This is a genomic window from Vibrio hippocampi, assembly GCF_921292975.1.
Classification (GTDB): domain Bacteria; phylum Pseudomonadota; class Gammaproteobacteria; order Enterobacterales; family Vibrionaceae; genus Vibrio; species Vibrio hippocampi.
Genome location: NZ_CAKLCM010000002.1, coordinates 1,037,795 through 1,061,749, shown reverse-complemented (window position 1 = coordinate 1,061,749; position 23,955 = coordinate 1,037,795). Strand labels below are relative to the sequence as shown.

At 46.1% G+C, this 23,955-nt stretch carries 20 protein-coding genes; 8 read left to right on the top strand and 12 right to left on the bottom strand.

The window, feature by feature from the left end; all coding sequences use genetic code 11:
* Positions 1-322: 322 nt before the first annotated feature.
* From potA to L9Q39_RS07170, 5 genes are all read left to right on the top strand, one after another.
* Positions 323-1,438 (top strand): spermidine/putrescine ABC transporter ATP-binding protein PotA, encoded by a 1,116-nt coding sequence (gene potA, locus L9Q39_RS07190; RefSeq protein WP_237484414.1) that lies wholly within the window; start codon positions 323-325, stop codon positions 1,436-1,438.
* A complete protein-coding gene (gene potB, locus L9Q39_RS07185) occupies positions 1,422-2,279 on the top strand; it encodes a spermidine/putrescine ABC transporter permease PotB (protein ID WP_237484413.1) in 858 nt (285 codons plus the stop codon). Before potA ends, potB begins: the two co-directional genes overlap by 17 nt.
* On the top strand, positions 2,279-3,049 hold the full coding sequence (potC, locus tag L9Q39_RS07180; RefSeq protein ID WP_237484412.1) for a spermidine/putrescine ABC transporter permease PotC: 771 nt from the start codon (positions 2,279-2,281) through the stop codon (positions 3,047-3,049). The genes potB and potC overlap by 1 nt, the downstream gene beginning before the upstream one ends.
* A 108-nt stretch (positions 3,050-3,157) precedes the next feature.
* The gene (locus tag L9Q39_RS07175; protein WP_237484411.1) at positions 3,158-4,192 is read left to right on the top strand and encodes an extracellular solute-binding protein; all 1,035 of its coding nucleotides are present in this window, start codon (positions 3,158-3,160) and stop codon (positions 4,190-4,192) included.
* A gap of 243 nt (positions 4,193-4,435) precedes the next feature.
* Positions 4,436-5,473 (top strand): extracellular solute-binding protein, encoded by a 1,038-nt coding sequence (locus L9Q39_RS07170; protein WP_237484410.1) that lies wholly within the window; start codon positions 4,436-4,438, stop codon positions 5,471-5,473.
* A 157-nt stretch (positions 5,474-5,630) separates the two neighbouring features.
* On the opposite strand, the gene cobB is transcribed toward L9Q39_RS07170, so the two are convergent.
* From cobB to L9Q39_RS07115, 11 genes are all read right to left on the bottom strand, one after another.
* Complete coding sequence (cobB, locus tag L9Q39_RS07165) at positions 5,631-6,389, bottom strand: Sir2 family NAD+-dependent deacetylase (protein ID WP_290369157.1); 759 nt, start codon at positions 6,387-6,389, stop codon at positions 5,631-5,633.
* Between the two features lie 238 nt (positions 6,390-6,627).
* Complete coding sequence (locus L9Q39_RS07160; RefSeq protein ID WP_237484408.1) at positions 6,628-7,848, bottom strand: ammonium transporter; 1,221 nt, start codon at positions 7,846-7,848, stop codon at positions 6,628-6,630.
* A 386-nt stretch (positions 7,849-8,234) separates the two neighbouring features.
* The gene (locus L9Q39_RS07155; protein ID WP_237484407.1) at positions 8,235-8,678 is read right to left on the bottom strand and encodes a hypothetical protein; all 444 of its coding nucleotides are present in this window, start codon (positions 8,676-8,678) and stop codon (positions 8,235-8,237) included.
* A 12-nt stretch (positions 8,679-8,690) separates the two neighbouring features.
* Positions 8,691-9,755 carry a formate dehydrogenase subunit gamma gene (locus L9Q39_RS07150; RefSeq protein WP_237484406.1) on the bottom strand — a complete coding sequence of 355 codons (1,065 nt, stop codon included), beginning with the start codon at positions 9,753-9,755 and terminating at the stop codon, positions 8,691-8,693.
* Positions 9,756-9,766: 11 nt separating this feature from the next.
* A complete protein-coding gene (gene fdh3B / locus L9Q39_RS07145; protein WP_237484405.1) occupies positions 9,767-10,375 on the bottom strand; it encodes a formate dehydrogenase FDH3 subunit beta in 609 nt (202 codons plus the stop codon).
* 11 nt (positions 10,376-10,386) lie between these two features.
* A complete protein-coding gene (locus L9Q39_RS07140; protein ID WP_237484404.1) occupies positions 10,387-13,242 on the bottom strand; it encodes a formate dehydrogenase subunit alpha in 2,856 nt (951 codons plus the stop codon).
* Between the two features lie 9 nt (positions 13,243-13,251).
* Positions 13,252-13,464 (bottom strand): twin-arginine translocation signal domain-containing protein, encoded by a 213-nt coding sequence (locus L9Q39_RS07135; RefSeq protein WP_237484403.1) that lies wholly within the window; start codon positions 13,462-13,464, stop codon positions 13,252-13,254.
* Between the two features lie 149 nt (positions 13,465-13,613).
* A complete protein-coding gene (locus L9Q39_RS07130) occupies positions 13,614-14,234 on the bottom strand; it encodes a TorD/DmsD family molecular chaperone (RefSeq protein WP_237484402.1) in 621 nt (206 codons plus the stop codon).
* Between the two features lie 12 nt (positions 14,235-14,246).
* Entirely contained in the window at positions 14,247-15,908 is a 1,662-nt protein-coding gene (locus L9Q39_RS07125) for a 4Fe-4S binding protein (protein ID WP_237484401.1), read from the bottom strand.
* A gap of 247 nt (positions 15,909-16,155) precedes the next feature.
* A complete protein-coding gene (locus L9Q39_RS07120) occupies positions 16,156-16,782 on the bottom strand; it encodes a DUF3306 domain-containing protein (RefSeq protein WP_237484400.1) in 627 nt (208 codons plus the stop codon).
* Positions 16,772-17,251: a DUF3305 domain-containing protein gene (locus tag L9Q39_RS07115; protein ID WP_237484399.1), complete on the bottom strand. Its 480-nt coding sequence runs from the start codon at positions 17,249-17,251 to the stop codon at positions 16,772-16,774. Before L9Q39_RS07115 ends, L9Q39_RS07120 begins: the two co-directional genes overlap by 11 nt.
* Before the next feature lie 129 nt (positions 17,252-17,380).
* Between L9Q39_RS07115 and L9Q39_RS07110 the strand changes: the two genes are divergently transcribed.
* Positions 17,381-18,208 (top strand): formate dehydrogenase accessory sulfurtransferase FdhD, encoded by an 828-nt coding sequence (locus L9Q39_RS07110; RefSeq protein WP_237484398.1) that lies wholly within the window; start codon positions 17,381-17,383, stop codon positions 18,206-18,208.
* A 107-nt stretch (positions 18,209-18,315) separates the two neighbouring features.
* Here the strand turns inward: L9Q39_RS07110 and L9Q39_RS07105 are convergent, their stop codons facing one another.
* On the bottom strand, positions 18,316-19,908 hold the full coding sequence (locus L9Q39_RS07105) for an ABC-F family ATPase (protein ID WP_237484397.1): 1,593 nt from the start codon (positions 19,906-19,908) through the stop codon (positions 18,316-18,318).
* A 399-nt stretch (positions 19,909-20,307) separates the two neighbouring features.
* Here L9Q39_RS07105 and L9Q39_RS07100 point away from each other — a divergent pair, with 399 nt between their 5' ends.
* Both L9Q39_RS07100 and L9Q39_RS07095 read left to right on the top strand, forming a co-directional pair.
* Positions 20,308-22,653: an AAA family ATPase gene (locus L9Q39_RS07100; RefSeq protein ID WP_237484396.1), complete on the top strand. Its 2,346-nt coding sequence runs from the start codon at positions 20,308-20,310 to the stop codon at positions 22,651-22,653.
* A gap of 8 nt (positions 22,654-22,661) precedes the next feature.
* On the top strand, positions 22,662-23,546 hold the full coding sequence (locus L9Q39_RS07095) for a mechanosensitive ion channel family protein (protein ID WP_237484395.1): 885 nt from the start codon (positions 22,662-22,664) through the stop codon (positions 23,544-23,546).
* The last annotated feature ends 409 nt before the right edge of the window (positions 23,547-23,955 follow it).

The window sequence follows — 23,955 nt, the reverse complement described above, 5'->3', positions numbered from 1 at the left end:
TTCCATTCGAATCCGAAAAGGTGTTTTTTCTAATCGTTAAATTGCTTGTCATTATAGCTTTATCCACCGTCAGAGATCATGGCAATTCACTTGATTTATTGCCTTTTTGACCAATAATTAACCACTTAACGTAGTAAAAACGTAATCCTGACTTGCTACAAAGTAACGATGACTTGATGACATCGAGTGAATGGCAAAAAAAATTCAGAAATTAGGTAAGAAAATGCTTTGAATTCACCGAATTGGTGATTATGATGCGCGCCACTAAATGTGTATAACAATCGGCCAACAATCTTCCGGCCAGGGTGGAGAAAAACAGACATTGAACGCACTAAAATCAGTAGGTAAACCAGTTATTCAACTCACTGGGATTAAAAAGAGTTTCGATGGTAAGGAAATAATCAGTAATCTTGATTTAAACGTCAACCACGGTGAATTCCTTACGATATTGGGTCCTTCGGGCTGCGGTAAAACCACCGTGTTGCGAATGATCGCCGGCTTTGAAACCGTGGATAGCGGTAACATACTTTTAGCCGAGCAAGATGTCACCGATACCCCTGCTGAACAGCGTCATGTCAACACTGTTTTCCAAAGTTATGCACTGTTCCCACACATGACAGTTTTTGAAAACGTTGCCTTTGGTTTGCGTATGCAAAAAGTGCCTGCTGCGGATATTGAGCCAAGAGTATTAGAAGCCCTGAAAATGGTTCGTCTGGAAGCCATGGCGCAACGTAAACCGCATCAGCTTTCTGGTGGACAACAACAGCGCATTGCGATTGCTCGTGCGGTTGTGAATAAGCCAAAAGTATTGCTGCTGGATGAGTCGCTGTCCGCGTTGGATTACAAATTGCGTAAACAGATGCAAATTGAGCTCAAGCAACTACAACGCCAATTGGGTATTACCTTTATTTTTGTTACGCACGACCAAGAAGAAGCGCTGTCCATGTCAGACCGCATCATTGTTATGCGTGATGGCGTGATTGAACAAGATGGCTCCCCTCGTGAGATTTACGAAGAGCCGAAAAACCTTTTTGTGGCCCGCTTTATTGGCGAGATCAACGTATTCAACGCGATTGCTCAAGAGCGTATCGACGAAAAAACCATACGTGCCGAGCTTGAAGGTCAAATCAGCACCGTGTATCACGACAAACCGGTGACTCAAGGTGACAAGTTGCAAGTCTTGTTGCGTCCAGAAGATTTGCGTATTGAAGAGATCAAAGAGTCTGAAAACCGCGGCATCGTTGGTCATGTTGTCGAGCGTACCTATAAAGGGATGACGCTTGATTCTGTGGTGGAGCTCGAATCGGGTCAACGCGTTATGGTAAGCGAATTCTTCAACGAAGATGATCCTGACGTGGACCACTCTCTAGGTCAAAAAGTGGCCGTGACTTGGGTAGAAAGCTGGGAAGTGGTGTTGAGTGATGACCAAGAAGATTAATCTGCAAAACGCGATTATTACACTGATCGTTAGCTGGTTGGTACTGTTTGTTCTCATCCCGAATGTGATGATCATCGGCACCAGTTTTCTGACTCGTGATGAAGCCAACCTTATTGAATTAACGTTTACGCTGGATAACTACGCTCGCCTGCTTGATCCACTGTATGCAAAAGTGCTGTTCCACTCGTTTTATATGGCGATTGTTGCAACCTTGTGCTGTTTGGTCATCGGTTACCCGTTTGCCTACATAGTGGCGAAAATGCCGGAAAAATGGCGTCCGTTTATGCTGTTTTTAGTGATTGTGCCATTTTGGACCAACTCGCTAATTCGTACCTATGGCTTAAAAATCGTTTTGGGTACGCAAGGTATTTTAAACAAGAGCCTGATGTATTTAGACATTATTGATAAGCCAATGCGAATCATGTACACCGAAACCGCGGTCATGATTGGTTTAGTGTATATCCTGTTGCCATTTATGATTCTGCCGCTCTACTCGGCGATCGAGAAACTCGACAACACGTATATTGAAGCGGCTAAAGACTTGGGTGCCAACAAGTTTCAAACGCTTACTAAGGTGATTTTGCCTCTGACCATGCCAGGTATTATTGGTGGCTGTTTGCTGGTGTTACTCCCAGCTCTGGGGATGTTCTATATCTCTGACCTATTAGGCGGCGCAAAGAACCTACTGATTGGTAACGTTATCAAGAGTCAAATTCTCAATGCGAGAGATTGGCCGTTTGGTGCCGCGACCAGTATTGCACTGACTGCTGCTATGGCAGTAATGCTCTATGCCTATTATAGAGCGGGCAAGTTGCTTAATCGTAAAGTGGAGTTGGACTAATGGGACGCACCCTTAAATTCAGTTTTATGGCTTTGGTCTATGCATTTTTGTATCTACCTATTGTCGTGCTTATCGCCAACTCCTTTAATGCCAACAAATTTGGTATGAAATGGGGTGGTTTTACCACTAAATGGTATGACGCTTTAGTCAACAACGACAGCTTAATTCAAGCAGCTTGGCACTCGATTAACGTTGCGGTATTTTCTGCAACCGTTGCCACTTTGATTGGTAGTTTGACGGCGGTTGCCCTGTTCCGTTACCAGTTCAAAGGTAAACGTGCAGTGAGTGGTATGTTGTTTGTGGTGATGATGTCACCGGATATCGTCATGGCGATTTCATTGCTGGCGATTTTCTTGGTGCTAGGGGCACAACTGGGCTTTTTAACCCTGTTGATTGCCCATATCACCTTCTGTTTACCTTTTGTTGTTGTTACCGTCTACAGTCGCTTAAAAGGCTTTGACGTTAAGATGCTTGAGGCCGCAAAAGACTTAGGGGCAAGTGAGTGGACAATCTTAAAACAGATTATTCTGCCGCTGGCAAAACCCGCAGTTGCAGCAGGTTGGTTACTTTCATTCACCCTATCGTTAGATGATGTGATTGTGAGTTCGTTTGTTACCGGACCAACTTATGAGATTTTACCTCTGAAAATCTACTCTATGGTTAAGGTGGGGATCTCTCCTGAAGTCAATGCATTAGCTACGGTGATGCTGATTGTCTCTCTTGTATTGGTCGTGTTATCACAGCTGCTCGCTCGTGAAAAAATCAAATAATCGAGATCCACGATCTCGCTTTTAAACTAAGATCCTTAAAGCAAGGTCGCTTACCTTGCTTTTATTCACTAATGCCGAAAGGCGACGTTTGTTTTGGAGCTTACGTAAATGAAAAAATGGGCAACTTTGCTTGCAAGCGGTGCATGCGCACTTTCTCTTCTCTCTGGTGCAGCGAAAGCCGAAGAGAACAAAGAACTCGTATTTATGAACTGGGGACCGTATATCAACAGTAGTCTTCTTGAACAGTTCACTAAAGAAACGGGAATTAAGGTTATTTACTCAACGTATGAGTCTAATGAAACCCTTTATGCAAAGCTGAAGACGCACAACCAAGGATACGATCTCGTCGTTCCTTCAACCTATTTCGTGGCTAAAATGCGCGATGAAGGTATGCTACAAAAGATTGATAAGAGCAAACTGACTCACTTTGACAAGCTTGATAGCAACTACCTAGATAAGCCTTTTGACCCAAATAACGACTACTCTATCCCTCACGTTGTTGCCATTACGGGTCTTGCGGTTAACACCGACATGTATGACGCAGACCAATTTACAAGCTGGGCGGATCTTTGGAACCCTGAGCTAGCGGGTCAACTGATGCTGATGGATGACACACGTGAAGTTTTCCATATCGCGCTGCGTAAGCTTGGCTATTCAGGTAATACCACTGACGAAAAACAGATTGATGAAGCGTATGCGGAGCTGCAAAAGCTGATGCCAAACGTACTGCTGTTCAACTCAGATAACCCAGGTGCGCCTTATATGTCAGGTGAAGTGGGTCTTGGTATGCTGTGGAATGGCTCTGCTGCTGCTGCGCAAAAAGAAGGCGTGCCAATAAAATTGGTGTTCCCAAAAGAAGGTGGTATTGGCTGGGTTGATAACTTTGCGATCAGTTCTGGTGCTAAAAACGTAGAAGCGGCACATAAGATGATTGATTTCTTATTGCGTCCAGAGATCGCCGAGCAGATCTCCAATGACACCGGCTACCTGACGGCAGTGAAAGAGTCTAACGAGAAGTTTAAAGACATCCCTGCTCTATTCCCGTCGCAAGAAGACCTTGATCGAGTGGAATGGCAAGATGCGGTTGGCGATAAAACGGCTATCTACGAAAACTACTTTATTAAGTTGAAAGCGGGTCAGTAATTACCGCTTCGCAAAAATTAAACGCTATCAAGGTGACCGTTGGGTCACCTTTTTTTTGCTTCTAGTTTATGTACGCCAAATTTTGTAAGCGACTCAAGGCATAGAGAATTATTTTGCCGGTTGCTATAATGCGTCCCATTGCTTTTAGAAGTGACTACACCATAACGCTCTCTGAGTCTTTAAAGAGAAGCGGCTTATCGCAATGTTCGATAAGATGATCTTTATTACAACCAAGGACAGCTAATGAAAAATAGAATCGCAGCGTCTGCAATGATTGCAGCATCACTCTTTACCACCACGACTCTAGCGGCGGATAAAGAACTCTATTTTTACAACTGGTCGGAATATATTCCAAACGAAGTGCTTGAAGACTTCACCAAAGAAACCGGTATTAAAGTTTTCTATTCCACCTATGAATCTAACGAAAGCATGTATGCCAAACTGAAAACTCAGGGTTCTGGCTACGATCTTGTGGTTCCATCGACCTATTTCGTATCTAAAATGCGCAAAGAAGGCATGATTCAGCCTCTTGATAAGAGCAAGCTGTCGCATTTTAAAGATCTCGACCCGAATTACCTCGATAAGTCGTTTGACCCAGACAACACCTATTCAATCCCTTATATCTGGGGTGCAACGGGTATTGGTATCAATGTCGATATGCTTGATAAGTCGACGGTTAAAAACTGGGCTGATTTATGGGACCCGAAATGGGAAGGTCAGTTAATGATGATGGATGATTCTCGTGAAGTGTTCCATATCGCGTTAACCAAGTTAGGTTATTCCCCTAACACAACCGATCCAAAACAGATCGAAGAAGCCTTTCAAGAGCTAAGAAAACTGGTTCCAAACGTATTAGTATTTAACTCTGACTTCCCAGCAAACCCTTATTTAGCGGGTGAAGTGTCATTGGGTATGCTTTGGAATGGTTCGGCTTACATGGCGCGTCAAGAAGGGGCTTCAATCGATATCATTTGGCCAGAAAAAGGCACCATTTTTTGGATGGACAGTTTAGCCGTCCCTAGTGGCGCGAAGAACGTTGATGCCGCACACAAAATGATCGACTTTTTATTGCGTCCAGAAAATGCCGCCAAGATTGCGGTTGAAATTGGTTACCCAACCCCAGTTAAAACGGCTTACCCTTTGCTTCCAAAAGAATTTGCTGAAGACCAAAACGTATTTCCTCCTCAAAGCGTGATGGATTCAGGCACATGGCAAGATGAAGTGGGTGACGCTGCCACTTTATATGAAGAGTACTTCCAGAAGTTAAAAGTCGATAACTAATCTATTTAAGCTAATTAAGCTATTTGAGCTAACTAAGCTATTTAAGATAAGTTAAACCATAGAAAAAGGCACTACCGCAAGGTGGTGCCTTTTTACTATTGAAATGTTCAGAACCGTGCAGAGTATCAAAGTGCGCAACCTAGGCAGCACAGGCAACCTACACCACTTGAAGTGCCAGCAGTTCTTGTACCAGCTTGGGTATTTCTATACTTGCCTTTCCATAGCGCTTTTCGGCAAACTCGCTCTGTATCGCACTAGGTTCTAGATTGACTTCAATGGTATGGGCACCGTGTAGCTTTGCATCATGAACAAAGCCTGCGGCGGGATAAACCACGCCAGAGGTGCCAATAGAGATAAATAGGTCTGCCTTTTCAATCGCAGAGTATATTTCGCCCATTCGCAGCGGCATTTCACCAAACCAAACAATATGCGGCCTTAATTGGGACGGAATTTGGCAACAGTGGCATAAATCTCCGGTGTGGATATCGCCCGTCATATCGACCACTTGACCCGATTCACTGCAACGTGCCTTGAGTAACTCACCATGCATATGAATCACGTTACTACTGCCGCCAGCTTCATGCAGATTATCAATATTCTGCGTCACTATGGTCACGCTACCGTGGAATTGTTGTTCTAGTTCACCCAGAGCAATATGGGCTTGGTTGGGTTTGATATCGACTTGCTGCAACTTATGACGACGTTGATTATAGAAAGCTTGCACTAAATCGGGATCTCTTGCGAAACCTTCTGGCGTTGCAACATCTTCAATTCGATGGTCTTCCCATAACCCATCACTCGCTCGAAAAGTTTGGATTCCCGATTCAGCAGAAATACCAGCACCGGTTAAAATCACGATATTGTTGTAGGGAAATTCCATATTTAAGCCTTCCTTTTTACTTTGCCAGTGACTGATTGAGCATAACACGCTTTTGTGTATCGACGTAGTTGCTCAGCATTAGACCATGGTATTAGTAAGGCTACTCTTTGTTCTTGAAATGGCTTAGCTCTTGAGAGCTTAGATCTTGAAATCTTATGGATCGTAAAAGCTTAGATTGTGAAAGCTAAGCTCGTGAAATGCATTCGCTATAGAAACAAAAAGCGCATCGAGATGAGTCATCCCGATGCGCTTAGCCTATTAATAGTAATAAATCTTAGTCTTCGTTAGTCGCGGAAATTTTGTGAATCGCCAAATCTGCGCCTTTGAATTCATCTTCTTCAGAGAGACGAAGACCGGTAATTTTATCCAGTACACCATAGACAATAGCGGCACCAATCAGCGCAACAGCAATACCAATAATAGTGCCCACAACTTGAGCTGCAAAACTCACCCCACCAAGACCGCCAAGTGCTGTCTGACCGAAGATACCCGCAGCAACACCGCCCCAAGCACCGCACAAACCGTGTAGAGGCCAAACCCCCAGCACGTCGTCAATTTTGGTTTTGTTTTGTAGGTAGGTAAACACCCAAACAAATAGCGCGCCGGCGACTGAACCCGTAATCAATGCGCCGATGGGATGCATTAAGTCCGAACCAGCACAGACTGCAACCAAGCCCGCTAAAGGACCATTATGAATAAAGCCTGGGTCATTCTTACCGACGAACAAGGCCGCAAGGATGCCGCCCACCATCGCCATTAGCGAGTTCATCGCTACTAAGCCACTGATCCCTTCCAGCGTTTGCGCCGACATAACGTTAAAACCGAACCAACCCACACTGAGGATCCAAGCGCCTAGTGCAAGGAATGGAATGTTTGAAGGTGCAAAGTTCGTATGCTTGCCTGCGCGTACTCGCCCTCTACGCATACCAAGGAAAATAACCGCTACCAGAGCGATCCAACCACCAACACCATGCACAACGACAGAGCCAGCGAAATCATGAAAACCTGCGCCGAAAGTCGCTTCTAACCAAGCTTGTAAACCAAAGTTACCATTCCAAATCATGCCCTCAAACAGCGGGTAAACTAAGCCAACCGTAAAGAAAGTCGCGAGAAGAATCGGATAGAAGCGTGCACGCTCAGCGATACCGCCGGAGACAATCGCTGGAATCGCAGCAGCAAAGGTCAATAAGAAGAAGAATTTCACCAGCTCATAGCCGTTACCTGACGAAAGGGTTTCAGCATCGGCAAAGAAAGTACCCCCGTAAGCAACCCAGTAGCCAATAAAGAAATAGGCAATGGCCGAGACACCAAAGTCAGCTAAAATTTTCACCAAGGCATTGACTTGGTTCTTATGTCTCACGGTACCGACTTCTAGAAAAGCAAATCCCGCATGCATTAAAAACACCATGATGGCGCCAAGCAATAAGAAAAGTGTGTCTGAACTTTGTGTTAATGTTTGTACGGCACCATGTACCTGTTCTACCGAAGGATTCATTCCTCGATTACTCCTTTATATCTAACATCTCTCTGCGCACCTTACTTGTGCCCAAAAACTAAGCAATAACACCAAAATGGTGAATATTATTTACTAGGCGTATCAGTTAGCAATTAGTGTTCCAAAAGTTTAAATTGCGCCGTTAATTTGTAAGGTATTGATTTTTAATTTGTATTTTTTAATGAGGATTAATATCGCTGGTCAGTTGGTTTGAGTTCTAATGAATCAATGCACCATAATGATGCGATGGCACTGCAATGGTTCGCACTAATGTGTGGCGCGAAATGTCAGTTGTCAGCGTATTAGGCATGTTGCACGGGATGGGAATAAACAAAAGCCCCAAAAAGGGGCTTAGTGATGGGATTAATGAAAAGTGGAGAGCTTAATTACATTTGTGACTCGCTATATTTATCGAGTAATTGGGGACCTTTGCCAAAGGTCATGGGTATGTTCTGCTTTAGTTTCTGCATTCCTAAAAACATGCGAACTATCCAAACGACAATAGCGATGGTCGCGAATAACATACCGATGTAAGGGATAACGTTGGCGATCTGATCGATCCAATTTGCTCGATACCAATAATGGCTTACCCCTTTAAGCAGTCCATTTGATGTCGCTACCGTGACAATCAGCACCACAAAAAAGGTCAAGTTCAAAAAGAAAGTGCGGATCAAACCATAATAATGCGATTCAACGACCTCACTATCCTCTCCTTTGTCCAATCGATAGCCCGCATAGACAATGGCAATAACGCCAGAAATAAGGCAAGTAAAAGGGGTAAATAAGCTCAGTATGTAGGCAACCCAAATCCCCTTATGTTGTTTTTCCATCCGGTTTACTCCTTAACTGGGTTCTTTGTGACGGGTTAGCGACGGATCAGGCTGTGATTTATTCGCCTCAGGGCTACCTGCGGCATCAGGGTTATCTTTCACTTCGTTATACCACTTGTCATGATGCTCTTTCGCCCAAGTTTCATCGACCTTACCTGTCACCATACCTTCTAGCGCCCCTTCCATACCGAATAAACCGATATAGATATGGAATACAAAGCCACAGATCAAAATCAGTGCCGAGAACATATGAATCAGGTTAGAAAGCTCCATATCACGTCGTGTCTGACCAAAGATTGGGAAATCAAGAATCAGTCCACTGGCGGCAGCAATTGCTCCAAATACTATCAGTAGCCAAAACAGCGCCTTTTCTCCCCCGTTGGAGAAGTCTGCCGATGGATGTGTACCTTTATGCTTGCCTACCATCCCGCCGAGTTTCATAAACCACTGCACATCGGTTTTGTTGAATATGGATTTGCGCCACCATTTGAGTAACACCAGAATCAGCAACACAAAGAACAGTGGTCCCATATAGTTGTGATACTGCTTGGCGATGTAGACAGTCCAGCCCCACAACTCCGTCGGCACGTACGGTTTCATAAAGTGTTTGCCGTAAACCAGCATCAAACCACTAAAGGCTAAGGTTAAGAAAGTAAACGCCATACTCCAGTGCAGCGCCCTATCCATACGCGACCAGCGCATGATTTTTTTACCCGTCCGTTCACCGCTCAGCTTTAATGGTCCGACTATCCAATACATCAATACAACCATACTGATACTGCCAAAGATCGCCACGGCAGCGGCAGGCGACATCCATTTTTCCTTGAGAATAAACCAAGTTTCCCCAGGAACACTGATCAGGACATTATGCTCTGGCCATTGCGAGGTTGTCGTTCCCTCAACCCCGCTTTTTACCTCACGCCAATAGTCGGCTCCGGCAAGTTGGGTGACTTCTGCGGCTACCTGTTTATCAGCTTTGCTCTCTTCGGCGAAAGCGGCATTGATCGGCGCTATGATCCATAGCGCCATCAATAGAGATAGCCATGCAAAGATTGGTGCTCTTAACACACTTAGCATAGGATTCTCCCTTAACTCTTGGTGGCATCATACGCAATGTCGTTACCATCGCTCCAACCTGCGCCTTTGGCACCGCGCTCAACCACACGCTGACGGAAGATATCAGAGATTTTTTCTGCATCACCGGCAAGCAACGATTTGGTCGAACACAACTCGGCACACATAGGCAGTTTGCCTTCTGCGATTCGGTTTGCACCGTATTTGGCTTTTTCTTCTGCAGAGCCCGGTTCGGTTTCTGGACCGCCAGCACAGAAGGTGCATTTATCCATCTTGCCTCGCTCTCCAAATGCAGACTGCTTCGGAAATTGCGGAGCGCCAAACGGACAGGCAAACAAACAATATCCACAACCAATGCAGAGATCTTTGTTATGACGCACAATGCCATCTTCGGTGTATTCAAAGCAGTCAGCAGGACAAACCGCGACACAAGGCGCATCGGTACAGTGCATACAGGCGACGGAAATGGAGTTCTCACCCGGTAGACCATCGTTCAATGTCACCACGCGGCGACGCTGGATGCCCCACTCTAAGGCATCGTCGTTGGCATTCTTACATGCGGTGACACAACCGTTACATTCAATACAACGTTTGGTGTCACACATAAATTTCATTCTAGCCATGATATGACTCCTTACGCTTTAGTGATATTGCACAGGGTGACTTTGGTTTCCTGCATCTGAGTCACAGGATCGTAGCCATAAGTCGTCGCCGTATTTGCCGCTTCACCGACAACATAAGGCTGAGTACCTTCTGGATATTTCGGGCGTAAATCTTCACCCTCAAAGCGACCTCCAAAGTGGAAAGGAATAAATGCTAAGCCCGGTTTCACACGAGGTGTGACCATCGCTTTGACCTTGATTCGTCCTTTTTCTGCCCCTTCAACCCAGACCATATCACCGTCTTTGAAACCGATATCGTTGGCATCTTTTGGATTCACTTCAACAAACATTTCTTGCTGTAATTCTGCTAACCAAGGATTAGAGCGGGTTTCCTCGCCACCGCCTTCGTATTCCACAAGACGTCCCGACGTCAGCACAATCGGATATTCAGCGGATTTGTCTTGGTCTTGAATCGATTTATACAGTGTCGGTAGTCGATAGATGGATTCACTGTCGTTCCAAGTTGGATAGTCCGTGACAAGGTCACGTCTAGGAGTGTAGAGCGGTTCACGGTGTAGCGGGACACGATCTGGGAAAGTCCAAACAATGGCGCGAGCCTTGGCATTACCAAACGGAATACAACCGTGTTTGATTGCGACGCGCTGAATACCGCCGGATAGATCCGTTTTCCAGTTTTTACCTTCCGCAGCGACTTTCTCTTCGGCGGTAAGATCATCCCACCAGCCTAACTGTTTCAGCAGTTTATCGCTAAATTCCGGATAACCATCTTCTAGCTCACAACCGAGTGAATAACTGTCTTGCGCCAATAGACTCTGACCTTCAAACTCGACCCCAAAGCGCGCGCGGAAGTTACCGCCACCTTGAGCCACGGGTTTGGACGTGTCATACAGAATATGAGTACCCGGATGTTTCATTTCTGCCGTTCCCCAACATGGCCACGGTAATCCGTATGTCTCGCCATGAATCGGACCACCTTCTGCTTCTAGCGACGTTTTGTGGAACGTGTGCCAGTTCTGTTGGTGAAGTTTGAGGCGCTCTGGGCTCTGTCCGGTATAACCAATGGTCCACATCCCTTTGTTAAACTCTCGGGTGACGTCTTCGATTCTCGGCTGGTTGTTTTCTACCGTGATATTTTTGAATAGCTGATCAGCAAAACCTAACTTGCTGGACAGCAGGTACATGATCTCGTGATCCGGTTTCGAGTCAAACAGTGGTTCGATGACTTGGTCACGCCACTGAATCGAGCGGTTCGATGCGGTGACCGAACCATGAGTTTCAAACTGCGTCGTCGCTGGCAGTAGATAAACACCATCAGTGCGGTTGTTCATGACAGCGGCATGAGTGGGATAAGGATCGACGATGACCATCATATCGAGTTTTTGCATCGCCTTTTGCATCTCGACCCCACGGGTTTGCGAGTTAACCGCATGACCCCAATAGAACATCGCTCGAATATTGTCATTTTGTTCGATGTTGTCTTTGTTCTCTAATACGCCATCGATCCAACGGGAAACTGGGATCCCCATATTGTTCATTGGTTTTTTGCCGCGATACTCATTCTGATCGAAGCGTGCTTTGACCCATTCAAAGTCGAGGTCCCATACCTTAGCCCAGTGTTTCCATGAGCCATCTGCGAGACCGTAGTAACCCGGTAAAGTATGTGACAACACACCAAGGTCGGTCGCGCCCTGTACGTTATCGTGTCCACGGAAGATATTGGCACCGCCACCAGATTTGCCCAAGTTGCCCAAGGCCAATTCGAGCACGCAGTAAGCACGGGTATTATTATTACCGGTGGTGTGTTGAGTGCCTCCCATACACCAGATAATACTGCCGGGACGATTCTCAGAAAGGATCTTCGCTGCCTTATAGACATCATCCTCACTTACCCCAGTGACCCGCTCCACCTCTTTGGGCGGCCACTTGGCCACTTCGGTTCGTATTTCATCCATCCCAAATACGCGTTGTTCGATAAACTGTTTATCTTCCCACTCGTTGGCGAAGATGTGCCACAACAAGCCCCAAATAAAGGCCACATCGGTACCGGGACGCAATGAGCAGTAGTGATCAGATTTCGCTGCGGTGCGAGTGCGTCGCGGATCGGCAACAACGATTTTGCACTGGTTTTTCTCTTTAGCGATCAAGATATGCTGCATCGCAACTGGGTGCGCTTCCGCTGGATTAGAGCCAATAAACAACATAGATTTGCAGTTATGCATATCGTTGAACGAGTTGGTCATCGCCCCGTAACCCCATGTATTTGCTACTCCAGATACCGTAGTGGAGTGACAAATTCGTGCTTGGTGGTCGACATTATTCGTGCCCCATAGCGAGGCCATTTTTCGAAATAGGTAGGCTTGTTCGTTATTATGTTTTGCACTCCCGAGCCAATAGACGGAATCCGGTCCCGACTCTTCTCGAATCGACAGAACCTTAGCGCCGATTTCTTCAATCGCTTGATCCCAAGAGAGCTTTTTCCATTTGCCCCCTTCCAATTTCATTGGGTATTTTAGACGGCGTTCACCATGCCCGTGTTCGCGTAAAGCGGCACCTTTGGCACAGTGCCCTCCCGCATTAAACGGATGGTCAAAGGCAGGTTCTTGTCCGGTCCATACGCCGTCTTGCACATGAGCGTAGACACCACAACCGACCGAGCAGTGTGAGCAGATGGTGCGCTTCACTTCGACTTTAGCATCAGGGTCAACGGTTTCGGCTTGCGCCTTTTTTATCATGCTTGGGCCGAAGGTGTAGGCACCGGCGGCGATACCACCAGTGGCAATGGCACTATTGCGCATAAAAGCACGACGTGACACTCCAAGGCTGTTGCTATTGGATTTGACGCTTTCTGAGCGTTTTGTCAGTTTCATCTCAGCCTCCTACAGGGAATCGTAATAGTCTTTGATATGCTGGGTTTCGCGATAGACAGTGTTTTTGTCGTCGCTGTTTTGGCTCGTTAACTCGTCGCTATTGGCATGTGCCGCGGTCGTTCCCAGTGCGCTGGCGACAGCAACGGTCGTCACGCCTTTAAGAAAGGTACGACGTTCCTCATTGACCTTAGCATCTGAGGGTGATGACTTAGGGTGCTTCATAGTGTTCTCCCTGATGGAGTCTGCCTTAAATGGCTTTCTCTTTTTTAATGACTGACATTGCTAATTATTTTGACTTTACTGACGCTAATTACATTAGCGAATCCGATTTAGCCCTTAATACTCGCTACCTAGCACCGAGTAACCAATACCTAAATCGTTATATTCTTCACATCAATTTTCACTCCACCCCTACTACCTTCAGGCGCTTGAACATATTTCACCTGTTCGACATCGAAAAACGCTTGTATCAAGCGAGCGACAGCAAGATAGAAGTTTGCACTAGGTGCCGTGTCGAACTGTCGGCAAAAGTCACGATACCAAGGTGAGAGGTGTGCATTGAAAAACTGTTGAGCGTCCAGTTCATCACCTTGGTCGATGAGCATCGCCACGACATCGCATAACGCAGAGATATGGTCTTCCGGCTCTTTGACATTGTCCTCTCGCTCAAAACCCAATCGCTTAAGATCATGGCGAACCTTTGCTAACGGTTGATCCATCAATGAACCCGCTTGATGCCAAGATCCAAAAGGTATGACCTCGCCTTTACCAACACCGATAAAGAGGTCTTGATATTCATCCTCCAAATCGCTGACTGAGGCAATTGACGCAGTTTGCGCCAGTTGCTGCCACGCCAAGGTTAATTCTGGAATACCTTGCTCGATCTCTATGTGCGTTAAGAATTGCAATAAATCTCTGTCGGGAGCCTGACGACATAAGGTGGAAAGTAACAAGTAGATGTCGCGACGCAGTTGATTTTGTTCGTTATTCATTACGTCAATTCCTTAATACTTCAGTTGTTGCATCGGGTTTTCAGCCATATCTTCAAACACGTCGATCACGCGGCAATCTTCACACATGGCGATGCGACGTAACGCGGTTTCGCTATCAAAATGCGAGTGACCGCGTAACTTATCTTGTAGCATGGTGATCATTGACTGAGGTGCAAACGGCTTACCGCAGCGCAAACACTCGGCTGCTTTTTCTTCATGCAGGGCGACCACTTGATTACGCTGTTGTTTATCCCAGTTAAAACGCGGTTCTAATGTTAATGCTGACTCAGGGCAAGCCTTAACGCACATTCCGCATTGCACGCAGTCCTGTTCAATAAAATCCAGTGCTGGGCGGTCGCCATTATTGTGAAGTGCCTTGGTTGGGCAGACGGCAACGCATCCCATGCATAAGGTACATTTGTCAGACTCACAGGTCACAGAGCCATAAGGGGCACTGTTTGGTAGTGTTTGTAGCATGTCGGCGGGCGTGGACGACTCAGCGAGTTGGTCGAGACAAGTGAATAGACGAGTGCGTTTGTCGCCTTCTATATCCCCCATTCGTAGCGGACTGTCTTGATCAATGAGTGTCGGTGCGCCTTGTCTTAAGGACTCTAGATAAAGTATGTCGATACTGTCTGCGGGATAATCAATATGACGCAACAGATGTTGAGCGATTTCGACCTCGCGAGTTAATTGTGTGCGGATGGTTTCTGGCATATGTTCGCTGGCAGCAAACAGCACTTGGCTTGCGCCGTTGGCGAGCGCGGCAAACCAGGTATCAATACCCACCGAGGGCAACTCTTCTACCACAATTGGAATAACGCTATCGGGAAGCAGTTGCAGCGCCATAACATTGTATTTTTCGTGCCGTGAGCTGCAAAATAATACCGTGGGCGTCACTCCGCCCTGCTCAAAGTAGTGAGCAAGGGTGCGTTCGATAAACTTTTGCGTTTCCGTCGGGTTGGGTAATGCGTAATGAATGGCTTCGGTTGGACATGCGGTCGCGCAAGTTCCGATGCCTTGGCATAGATAAGGATTGATTTCTATATGATGTCCAATTTGGTCATTCCCCTGACTCGATAAAGCACCAGCAGGACAGGCATCAACGCAGCGTTCACACCCTTTTACCCCTCTTGAACTATGAGCACAAAGATCCGGATTTAGGCGAAAATACTTCGGCTTATCAAACGTACCCTTTAAGTCGGGAATCTGCTCAAGGGCATCCGCCAAACTTGGATAACCACGACCGACCGGAAAATACCCCGGAGCGGGAACTTCATCCGCGATGCAACCGTTGAGTGAATGATCCAAAACAATATCAAAACACGCTTTGCCAATGGTAATTTGGGCTAAGTTTTCTCTTTGATTGTCTGAGGTGATAAAAGCAGAAAACGCGCCTAAAAATCCGCTGATTTCAATTTGGTCGGCAAAATATAAGGTCAAGTCCGCTGACGGTATACCATCCGTGGAAAACAGCGTGACGCTGCTAAGGGTACCGAGTTGCGCTGCGGTTGCGGTGATAATGTCCGTTGGACCAATTAATAACAGATGCCCGTCACTTTGATAGCTAACGGTGGGTGGAATAAGGTTGGCTAATTCAACGGTATTCTCAATCGCATAGCGCCTTGCTACACCGTTGTCACTAATGCTCTGTTGTAATAGTTGTTTTAGCATGATTGCTCCATCGCAAGCGAATACGCGCATTACGTCTGCTTCATTACGTCTACTGTAATGCGCTAGGTCGATGGCTAGTTGTGCAAGTTCTATTCCATGAAAATAATGGGGAGATAGATCAGTAATCTCGGTGTTTATTGGGATCTATTGATGGGAATTAACTGTATCAAATTGTCCCATTGAGACATTTTGTCTAAGCTCACTCTCCGGCTACTGCGACAAAATGTCCCTACTCGTTATCAGGGAATTAGGACGTGAGTTTGGGGTTTTTCAGGTTATTAGTGACGGTGTTTGGCTCGGTCTGCTTGGTCTGTTCGGTTGCAAGTTCTGTTGGCTGTTTCTCCTCACAATCATCAAGGCTGATTGGATCATCGCTTCCTTGTTGCGCAGCCACTAGAGGCTCAGTTTCCTGATGAAGAGACTCAACGTCTTCGTTTTGTTGCGCTTCTTGATTCACCCAGTCGCGTAGCGTTTGAGCGACATCAACGGAAAGATCTTTAACCGCCGCATAGTCGTGATCATAATCGTTTAAACCATCGACAACGTTAAATTCCGGTTGATGAAATAGACTGCGAAGTGCCGCTTTTTTTAGCGCCTTATCCACCTTGGCATCTTTAAGCAGCGTCGCGACTGACGCCTGCTCAGCGGTGTTTTCATCTTCACCATTGGTGAGAGGTTCCTGCTGTGCTAGCCACTCTTGTTTATCGCTGTCTCGCTCAGTATCTTGAGTCTCAACCTCAAACTCGATCTCAACCGCAGCATCACTAAGTTGCTGAGCCTCTTGGTGGTTACTATCTTGGTGGTCGCTATCTTTGTAGTAACTATCGGCTTGCTGTTTTTTCTCTGACCAGCGTTTAAAAAAATCATTGCTCACTAGAACGCCCCGCTCCCTTCTTACGTTTTTTACCGCGCATCTCAAGTAACTCACCATGACGACCAATAAAGGCTTCCATCCATGCTTGCACTGGCAGCGGCATCGGCGCAGACAGAACAGTGTAATCACCATCGAGATACGATCCTGCCACGGTTTGTGACGCAGTGACGACCAGCGGCGTCAGTTGAGTGTCATCGTGATTTTCTAACACTACAAATAAGCGAGGATCACTGGAGCTTAGATTAAAACGGTAGTCGGTACGCTCGTCACGATGTAGCTCTAGCAAACTGATAGCGGATTCACTCGACTCAGAAGCAAGTGCAAACCCTTGCAACTCGCGCTGTTGAACCTGCCATCTGCCGACCTGTTTATCCACCAACACGAGCTGAGCTTGGATTGGCCATTGATTTTCATTCTTTGTTACGGTCTTTACGTGAGCATCTGCATTGACTACATGACCTTGTGTCATTCAATATTACTCCTCGGCATCATTGTGTTAATGGTGATTTCAACCATACTAGGCTGTATGGATTTGCAATAATCACGCCTACTCTTTAAATATAGTGAAACTCAGCCAGTCTTGATAAGGGAATCGACTTTGTTACAACCTAATATTATTAAAACAACAGAAAACCCACTGCAGACGATCGAAGTCGAAGTCTATGATGAATATGGCGAAAAGTTAGTGAAACAAATCGCCTGCGAACGTCCGTTAACTGTCATGCTTAACTGGAAAGAAGTGGTCACCTTAATGACCTTGGGCTCAAGACCAGAATCGCTGGTGTTAGGGTATTTAAAAAACCAGGGCTTTATCACCGACCCGAGCGCAGTCGAGTCGATCATCATTGACTGGGAAACCCACAGTGCCGCCGTCGTCACTAAGGAAAATGTCGAGGGTGTCGAACAGGCTTTAAAGAAAAAAACCGTCACCTCTGGTTGTGGTCAAGGCACTATGTACGGCAATGTGATGATGCAACTTGAGGGTTATCAGGTGCCACAAATCACGGTGAAGCAGTCTGATGTCTACGCCACCCTTGAAGCGCTGACTCACTATAATGATACCTACAAAAAAGCAGGCGCAGTGCATGGCTGTGCCGTGTGCAACAATAACCAAGTGCAATCGTTTGTCGAAGATGTGGGCCGCCATAACGCCGTTGACACCTTAGCGGGTGAAATGTGGATCAACCAAGATTCAGGTGACGATAAGATTTTCTATACCACAGGTCGCTTAACCTCTGAAATGGTGATCAAAGTGGCGCAAATGGGCATTCCTGTGCTGTTGTCTCGTTCAGGTGTGACCCAGATGGGGTTAGATTTGGCGCGCCAGTTTGGTATTACCACGATAGCGAGAGCCAAAGGGTTACGCTTTCAGGTATTTACAGGGGGTGACAAGATGACATTTGATGTTAAGGGTGAGTCTCAATAGAACAAACCGCGCGAAGGGGTTTATCCTCAGCGACAAAAAAGCCACCATGAGAAGGAACCTCAATGGTGGCTTTTACGATTATAGATCGTGGTTACGAGTTATCGTGATTACTGAGTAACACCACGACTCTTTAAGTACTCTTCGTAGGTACCTTTGAAGTCGAAGATCTTATTGTCTTTGATTTCAAGAATCCGTGTCGCAATAGAAGAAACAAACTGGCGGTCGTGAGAAACGAAGAACAGTGTGCCCTTGTAGTTTTCTAGCGCCAAGTTGAGTGCTTCAATCGATTCCATATCCATGTGGTTGGTTGGTTCATCCATAAGCAAGATATTTGGCTTATGCATCATCAACTTACCTAGTAACATACGACCTTGTTCACCACCAGAAAGCACTTTGACAGACTTTTTGATGTCATCTTGACCAAACAGCATACGCCCTAAGAAGCTACGGACTACTTGCTCATCGTCGCCCTCTTGACGCCATTGACCCATCCAATCGGTTAGGTTCATATCTTGTTCAAAGTCATGAGCATGGTCTTGTGCGTAGTAGCCAATGTTTGCGTTATCAGACCACTTAAATTCCCCTGCTTTTGCATCAACGGCACCCGCAAGTGTATTAAGTAGCGTTGTCTTACCGACACCGTTTTCACCAATGATCGCAACGCGCTCACCGACTTCAAAGATGGCATCAAAATCAGACCAAAGCATGTGTTCAAAGCCATTCGCCAAACCTTCGACATTCAAAGCGTTACGGAATAGCTCTTTTTCCTGCTCAAAACGGATAAATGGGTTTTGACGGCTTGACGCTTTCACTTCTTCTAATTGGATCTTATCGATCTGCTTAGCGCGTGATGTTGCTTGTTTTGCTTTAGAAGCGTTAGCAGAGAATCGAGAAACGAAAGTCTGTAGCTCAGCAATTTGAGCTTTTTTCTTCGCATTGTCCGCTAATAGACGCTCTCTCACCTGCGTTGCTGCAAACATGTACTCGTCGTAGTTGCCGTGATAAACACGCAGTTCACCGTAATCCAAGTCCGCCATATGGGTGCAAACACTGTTTAGGAAGTGACGGTCGTGCGAGATGATGATCATGGTGCAGTCGCGTTGATTCAACGTCTGCTCAAGCCAGCGAATGGTATCCATATCCAAGTTGTTGGTAGGTTCGTCCAACAGCAAAATATGCGGGTCAGCAAACAGTACTTGCGCAAGTAGGACACGCAGTTTCCAACCCGGTGCAACTTGACTCATTAAGCCATAGTGTTGCTCTTCTGGAATACCCACCGCCAACAATAGCTCTCCCGCTTTTGCTTCAGCCATGTAGCCATCAAGTTCCGCGAATTGAACCTCAAGGTCGGCGACCTTCATCCCATCTTCTTCGCTCATTTCAGCCAGCGAGTAGATACGATCGCGCTCTTTCTTGATTTCCCATAACTCTTTATGACCCATGATAACGGTATCAATAACCGTAAACTGCTCGTAAGCAAACTGATCCTGATTCAGTTTAGCAACACGTTCGTTCGGGTCATAAGAGACAGTACCGCTGGTTTGCTCTAGCTCACCACTCAGGATTTTCATAAAAGTTGATTTACCACAACCATTTGCGCCGATTAAACCGTAGCGGTTACCCTCACCAAATTTGATTGAGATATTTTCAAACAAGGGCTTAGCCCCGAATTGCTGTGTGATATTGGCTGTTGAAAGCACTAGCGATACCTTTATAAGTTGACAAAACGGCGCCACCCTACCGCCTCTTGAATGTAGATGCAAGCAGCTTGTGACAGTTAATCTGCACTAAGGAGATGACCAAGAGATGAAACCCGCCAAACGAATACCAAATCGACGATTTTTACTGACCTAACTTATGCGCTAAATTCCATGCAGCAGGATGAATATTCACTGTCTACACTTAGGTAAGTCACTGGACTTGCTGAGGTATCTCATTGGTCCGTCATCTAAAGGCTCTATTTTTCACGCTGCATTGTTTACGTCGTCTTTTTGATATTGAATAACTTAGGTTGAATACTGCGGTTGAATACTTAGGTTGAATGGTTCAAGTTGAATCGCACACGTTAAAAATATCGCAGCAGATTGGTTAGGTTTGCAATGATTACTCTGTATAGGCTCTGTTTACTCACCATGCTGTTGCTGTTCACTGGCATTAGCCACGCCAACTGGCGGTTGCAGGTGGATGACATCCCGCAAATTTCTCAGCCGGCAACGGAGTTGCAGCAAAAAGTTACCGCGCTTCCTGAACCGCTGTTTATGAGTCAAAACGATCATACGCAGGTGAGACGCTTGTTATCACAAGTGTTGCGTCTGCAAGATCAGGACATCGACAGCTTTCAGCAATCTTTGGCGCAGTTTCGGCAACAACTCAATGATGAAACGTGGCAACAGGTTGAGAGTCATTACTTAACGTTAAATAGTCTCAGCCACAGCAAACAGACACTGCTCGCCCTTGCAGACGACTCCGTAAGAGAGCAGTTGACGGGTTTTGGTCCGACGGGAGTTATTCAGTTTAAGCAGGAGTTAAAACTCACTCAGTACAATATTGAGTATTTTATTTTCTATCAAATCCGCAGCTTTAAGCTGCTTTTTGATGAGTTATTGATCTCGCCCATTCCCGTGGTTTGGGTTGGCATCAAGGTATTTGTCATTTATCTACTACTGATGTGGTGGCTTGCAAACAGCGGCAGAATGCTTAAGCGGCTAAAGCAAAACGTCAGCCAGTCAACCACACGTCCACCCTTTTGGGTTCACCTTATTCTGTTATTTGGTAAGGCTCAGAAATCTATTGCTTGGTTAATCGCCATTACGCTTTCGCTGCGTGTATTAAGCCAGATTGAAGCCTTAGTGCATCTTCGATATTTAGAGACGTTAACTTGGTGGATACTTGGCGGCTCCATCGCTATATCGTTAACGTTGGAATTGGTTCATCGCTACAGCCTGTCGACGGGTGAAGAGTTAGTTAAGCTTCGACTGTCAACCCTACGTCGATATGTTTGGAGTGCCATTGCTGCCGGTTTGGTGTTACAGATTGCCGCTGAAACGGTTGGTAAGGGGACGATTTACTACTGGATTGTGAGCTTTTTCTGGTTCTGGTTTATCCTCATCACGCTCAGCGTGATTTTAATGTGGAAAAAGCGCGTATTTCATACCCTTGAGCGGATACCAGAAAAACCACTATTGGTAGTTTGGGCGGTTGACAAGCAGAATCGCTGGCTGATAGGGCTTATTGCCACCATTATTGGCGCGACTTGGCTCTCTTTCTATCAACTGAAAAATCGTTTAATCAGTCTGCTGTCTCGCTATGGGATTTTTAATCAGGTACTTGCCTACCTTTTTAAGATAGAAGTGGAAAAACAGACCAGTAGCGAAAGCGATAACCAACTTGTGCGGGTAAAAGGGAGCGACACGTTTAACTATGTGTTGCCCGGAGATGATAACAGTCCATTGGTCAACTTCGGTGAGAGTGAAATGACTAAGCTAGCCAAATATCTGCTGACCGATAGCCCGACGATATGTGTAGTATCCGGTGAACGTGGTATCGGGGCGACCCGCTTACTGGTTCAGATGTTGGATCGGGTAAAAAACGCCGAACCGATTTATATCAACTGCCCTATTGCCGGTTATGACGAGCTACTGATTGATTTAGCGCTCAGCTTAGGACTGGAGCAAGACACCAGCGAAATTAAAATCCTTAACCATCTACGAAAAAGTGACACCAGCTACCTTATCGCGATTGATAACTGCCAACGTTTAGTCAAACCAAAGGTGGGAGGTTTAGCGGATCTGATTAAATTCACCAATCTACTGCGCCGCTCAAAGAAAAATCATCGAGCGGTGTTTTCGATAGAAAAAGCGAGTTGGCGCTTTGTCGACCGCGCCCGTGGTGAACGATTGTTGTTTGATTTGGTCTGTTTCTTACCGAGATGGAATGAAGCTGAATTGACCCAATTACTCGATAGTCGTATCAATCAAGATGACCAGTTCCCGATTCATTTTGATGGTTTGGTGGTACCAAAGCAGTGGGATAACGATAGCGAAAGCGAAGAAGAACGAGCAAAACAAGGCTTCTATCGTATTCTTTGGCACTATGCCGATGGCAACCCGACGGTTGCATTACGCTTTTTTCGCTACTCTCTAAAACGGGATAAACAGACTGATAAAGTCTATGTTCGCTTATTCCATACCCCAGATTCTGAAGAACTCGAAAAAATGCCCAAACCTATGCTGGCGATTATCCGTTCTATCGTGCAACTCGGCTCCGCGTCGCCCGAGGAGCTTTCTGACAGTACTCAACTGACCATTTCAGAAGTAATCGGCACCTTGAGATATTTTGAAAGCCGAGGTTATATCGAATGGACTGAGGACAAAGCGAGAGTGTCCGATCACTGGTTCCGTTCCATTACCAATGTTCTTGACCGACAACATCTACTGGTGAAATAGGAGATCACATGCTGCGTTATTGTTTGACAGTGCTGCTGTTCGTTTTGAGTGTGACCTCCGCTTACGCAACGGAAGAACCGGTGTCGATGGAGAATATTACCCAAATCGCCTCTTTGATCCGCTGGTCAGGGGTGTTTTTTAGTGTCTTTATTATTGCTGGTTGTTGGTTACTGATTAAGTTTATGAACTCCATGGTAGAGAGTATTGGTGGGCAGTTTGTTCAATACCGAATGTTATTGCAGAAGCTACAATCCTTTTTGCAGTTCTTTGTCTATTTAACCGCGGGGATCGTGGTGTTTATGCTGAGTTTTCGCATTAACGACCATATACTCGCGCTGATAGGCGGGACGCTTGCGGTATCAGTAGGTTTTGCTATGAAAGACCTCGCCGCTTCGTTTATTGCAGGCTTAACGGTGATGATCGACAGACCGTTTCAAGTGGGTGACAGGGTCACTTTTGAGGGGCATTATGGCGATATTTTGACGATAGGGTTACGTTCGGTGCGTATGCGTACTTTAACTGACGACATTATCACGATCCCCAACAACAAGTTCCTCAGTGAAGTCACGGTCAGCGGCAACTACGGCGAACTGGATATGCAGGTGGTCATTCCCTTTTATATCGGTATGAACGAAGACATCGTGTTAGCGCGTAACCTTATTCAAGAGGCCGCCTCTTCTAGCCGTTATGTGCATCTTCCTAAGCCGGTCACGGTATTGGTCAAGCAGACTATTAGTGATAGCTATTTAGCGATTCAACTGACGTGTAAGGCTTATGTGGTGGATACCGCGTATGAGAAACTGTTTGAAACCGACATCACGTTGCGGGTCATGAGTGAATTTCAAAAGCATAGTATTAAGCCACCGCAAATTACGGTAAAGACGCAGGTTTAAGACACGGTAAAACTGCGTCATCCGCCCTACACTACGTCATCGACCCACACACCGTCATTCGCCCCACACTACGTCATCCCTTCGAAGGAAGGGATCTTATTACAGCGAGTGCCCCACTTAAGTAGGTTCCTGCCTCCGCAGGAAAGACGTTGTGGTTGGGAAAAACAGTGGTTAGGAAAGACGTTATGGTTGGGTATGGCGTTATGGTTAGGAAAGACGTTCGAATCAGGCCACACGCAGCGGTACGCTTCTACGTTACCCGTACATATCTACGTCATCCGCACCTGTCTACGTCATCCCTTCGAAGGAAGGGATCTTATTACAGCAAGTGCCCCACTTAAGTAGGTTCCTGCCTCCGCAGGAAAAACGTGACGTGGTTGGGAAAGACATAACCTGGCAGGCGAAGACA

Excerpts from the sequence above, each read along its gene's own strand:
- potB (WP_237484413.1), top strand. The coding sequence starts at position 1,422 with ATGACCAAGAAGATTAATCTGCAAAACGCGATTATTACACTGATCGTT.
- L9Q39_RS07135 (WP_237484403.1), bottom strand. The coding sequence starts at position 13,464 with ATGAAGCACCCTAAGTCATCACCCTCAGATGCTAAGGTCAATGAGGAA.
- potC (WP_237484412.1), top strand. The coding sequence starts at position 2,279 with ATGGGACGCACCCTTAAATTCAGTTTTATGGCTTTGGTCTATGCATTT.
- L9Q39_RS07155 (WP_237484407.1), bottom strand. The coding sequence starts at position 8,678 with ATGGAAAAACAACATAAGGGGATTTGGGTTGCCTACATACTGAGCTTA.
- L9Q39_RS07175 (WP_237484411.1), top strand. The coding sequence starts at position 3,158 with ATGAAAAAATGGGCAACTTTGCTTGCAAGCGGTGCATGCGCACTTTCT.
- fdh3B (WP_237484405.1), bottom strand. The coding sequence starts at position 10,375 with ATGGCTAGAATGAAATTTATGTGTGACACCAAACGTTGTATTGAATGT.
- L9Q39_RS07150 (WP_237484406.1), bottom strand. The coding sequence starts at position 9,755 with ATGCTAAGTGTGTTAAGAGCACCAATCTTTGCATGGCTATCTCTATTG.
- L9Q39_RS07140 (WP_237484404.1), bottom strand. The coding sequence starts at position 13,242 with ATGAAACTGACAAAACGCTCAGAAAGCGTCAAATCCAATAGCAACAGC.
- L9Q39_RS07160 (WP_237484408.1), bottom strand. The coding sequence starts at position 7,848 with ATGAATCCTTCGGTAGAACAGGTACATGGTGCCGTACAAACATTAACA.
- L9Q39_RS07115 (WP_237484399.1), bottom strand. The coding sequence starts at position 17,251 with ATGACACAAGGTCATGTAGTCAATGCAGATGCTCACGTAAAGACCGTA.
- L9Q39_RS07095 (WP_237484395.1), top strand. The coding sequence starts at position 22,662 with ATGCTGCGTTATTGTTTGACAGTGCTGCTGTTCGTTTTGAGTGTGACC.
- L9Q39_RS07170 (WP_237484410.1), top strand. The coding sequence starts at position 4,436 with ATGAAAAATAGAATCGCAGCGTCTGCAATGATTGCAGCATCACTCTTT.
- L9Q39_RS07125 (WP_237484401.1), bottom strand. The coding sequence starts at position 15,908 with ATGCTAAAACAACTATTACAACAGAGCATTAGTGACAACGGTGTAGCA.
- L9Q39_RS07130 (WP_237484402.1), bottom strand. The coding sequence starts at position 14,234 with ATGAATAACGAACAAAATCAACTGCGTCGCGACATCTACTTGTTACTT.
- L9Q39_RS07100 (WP_237484396.1), top strand. The coding sequence starts at position 20,308 with ATGATTACTCTGTATAGGCTCTGTTTACTCACCATGCTGTTGCTGTTC.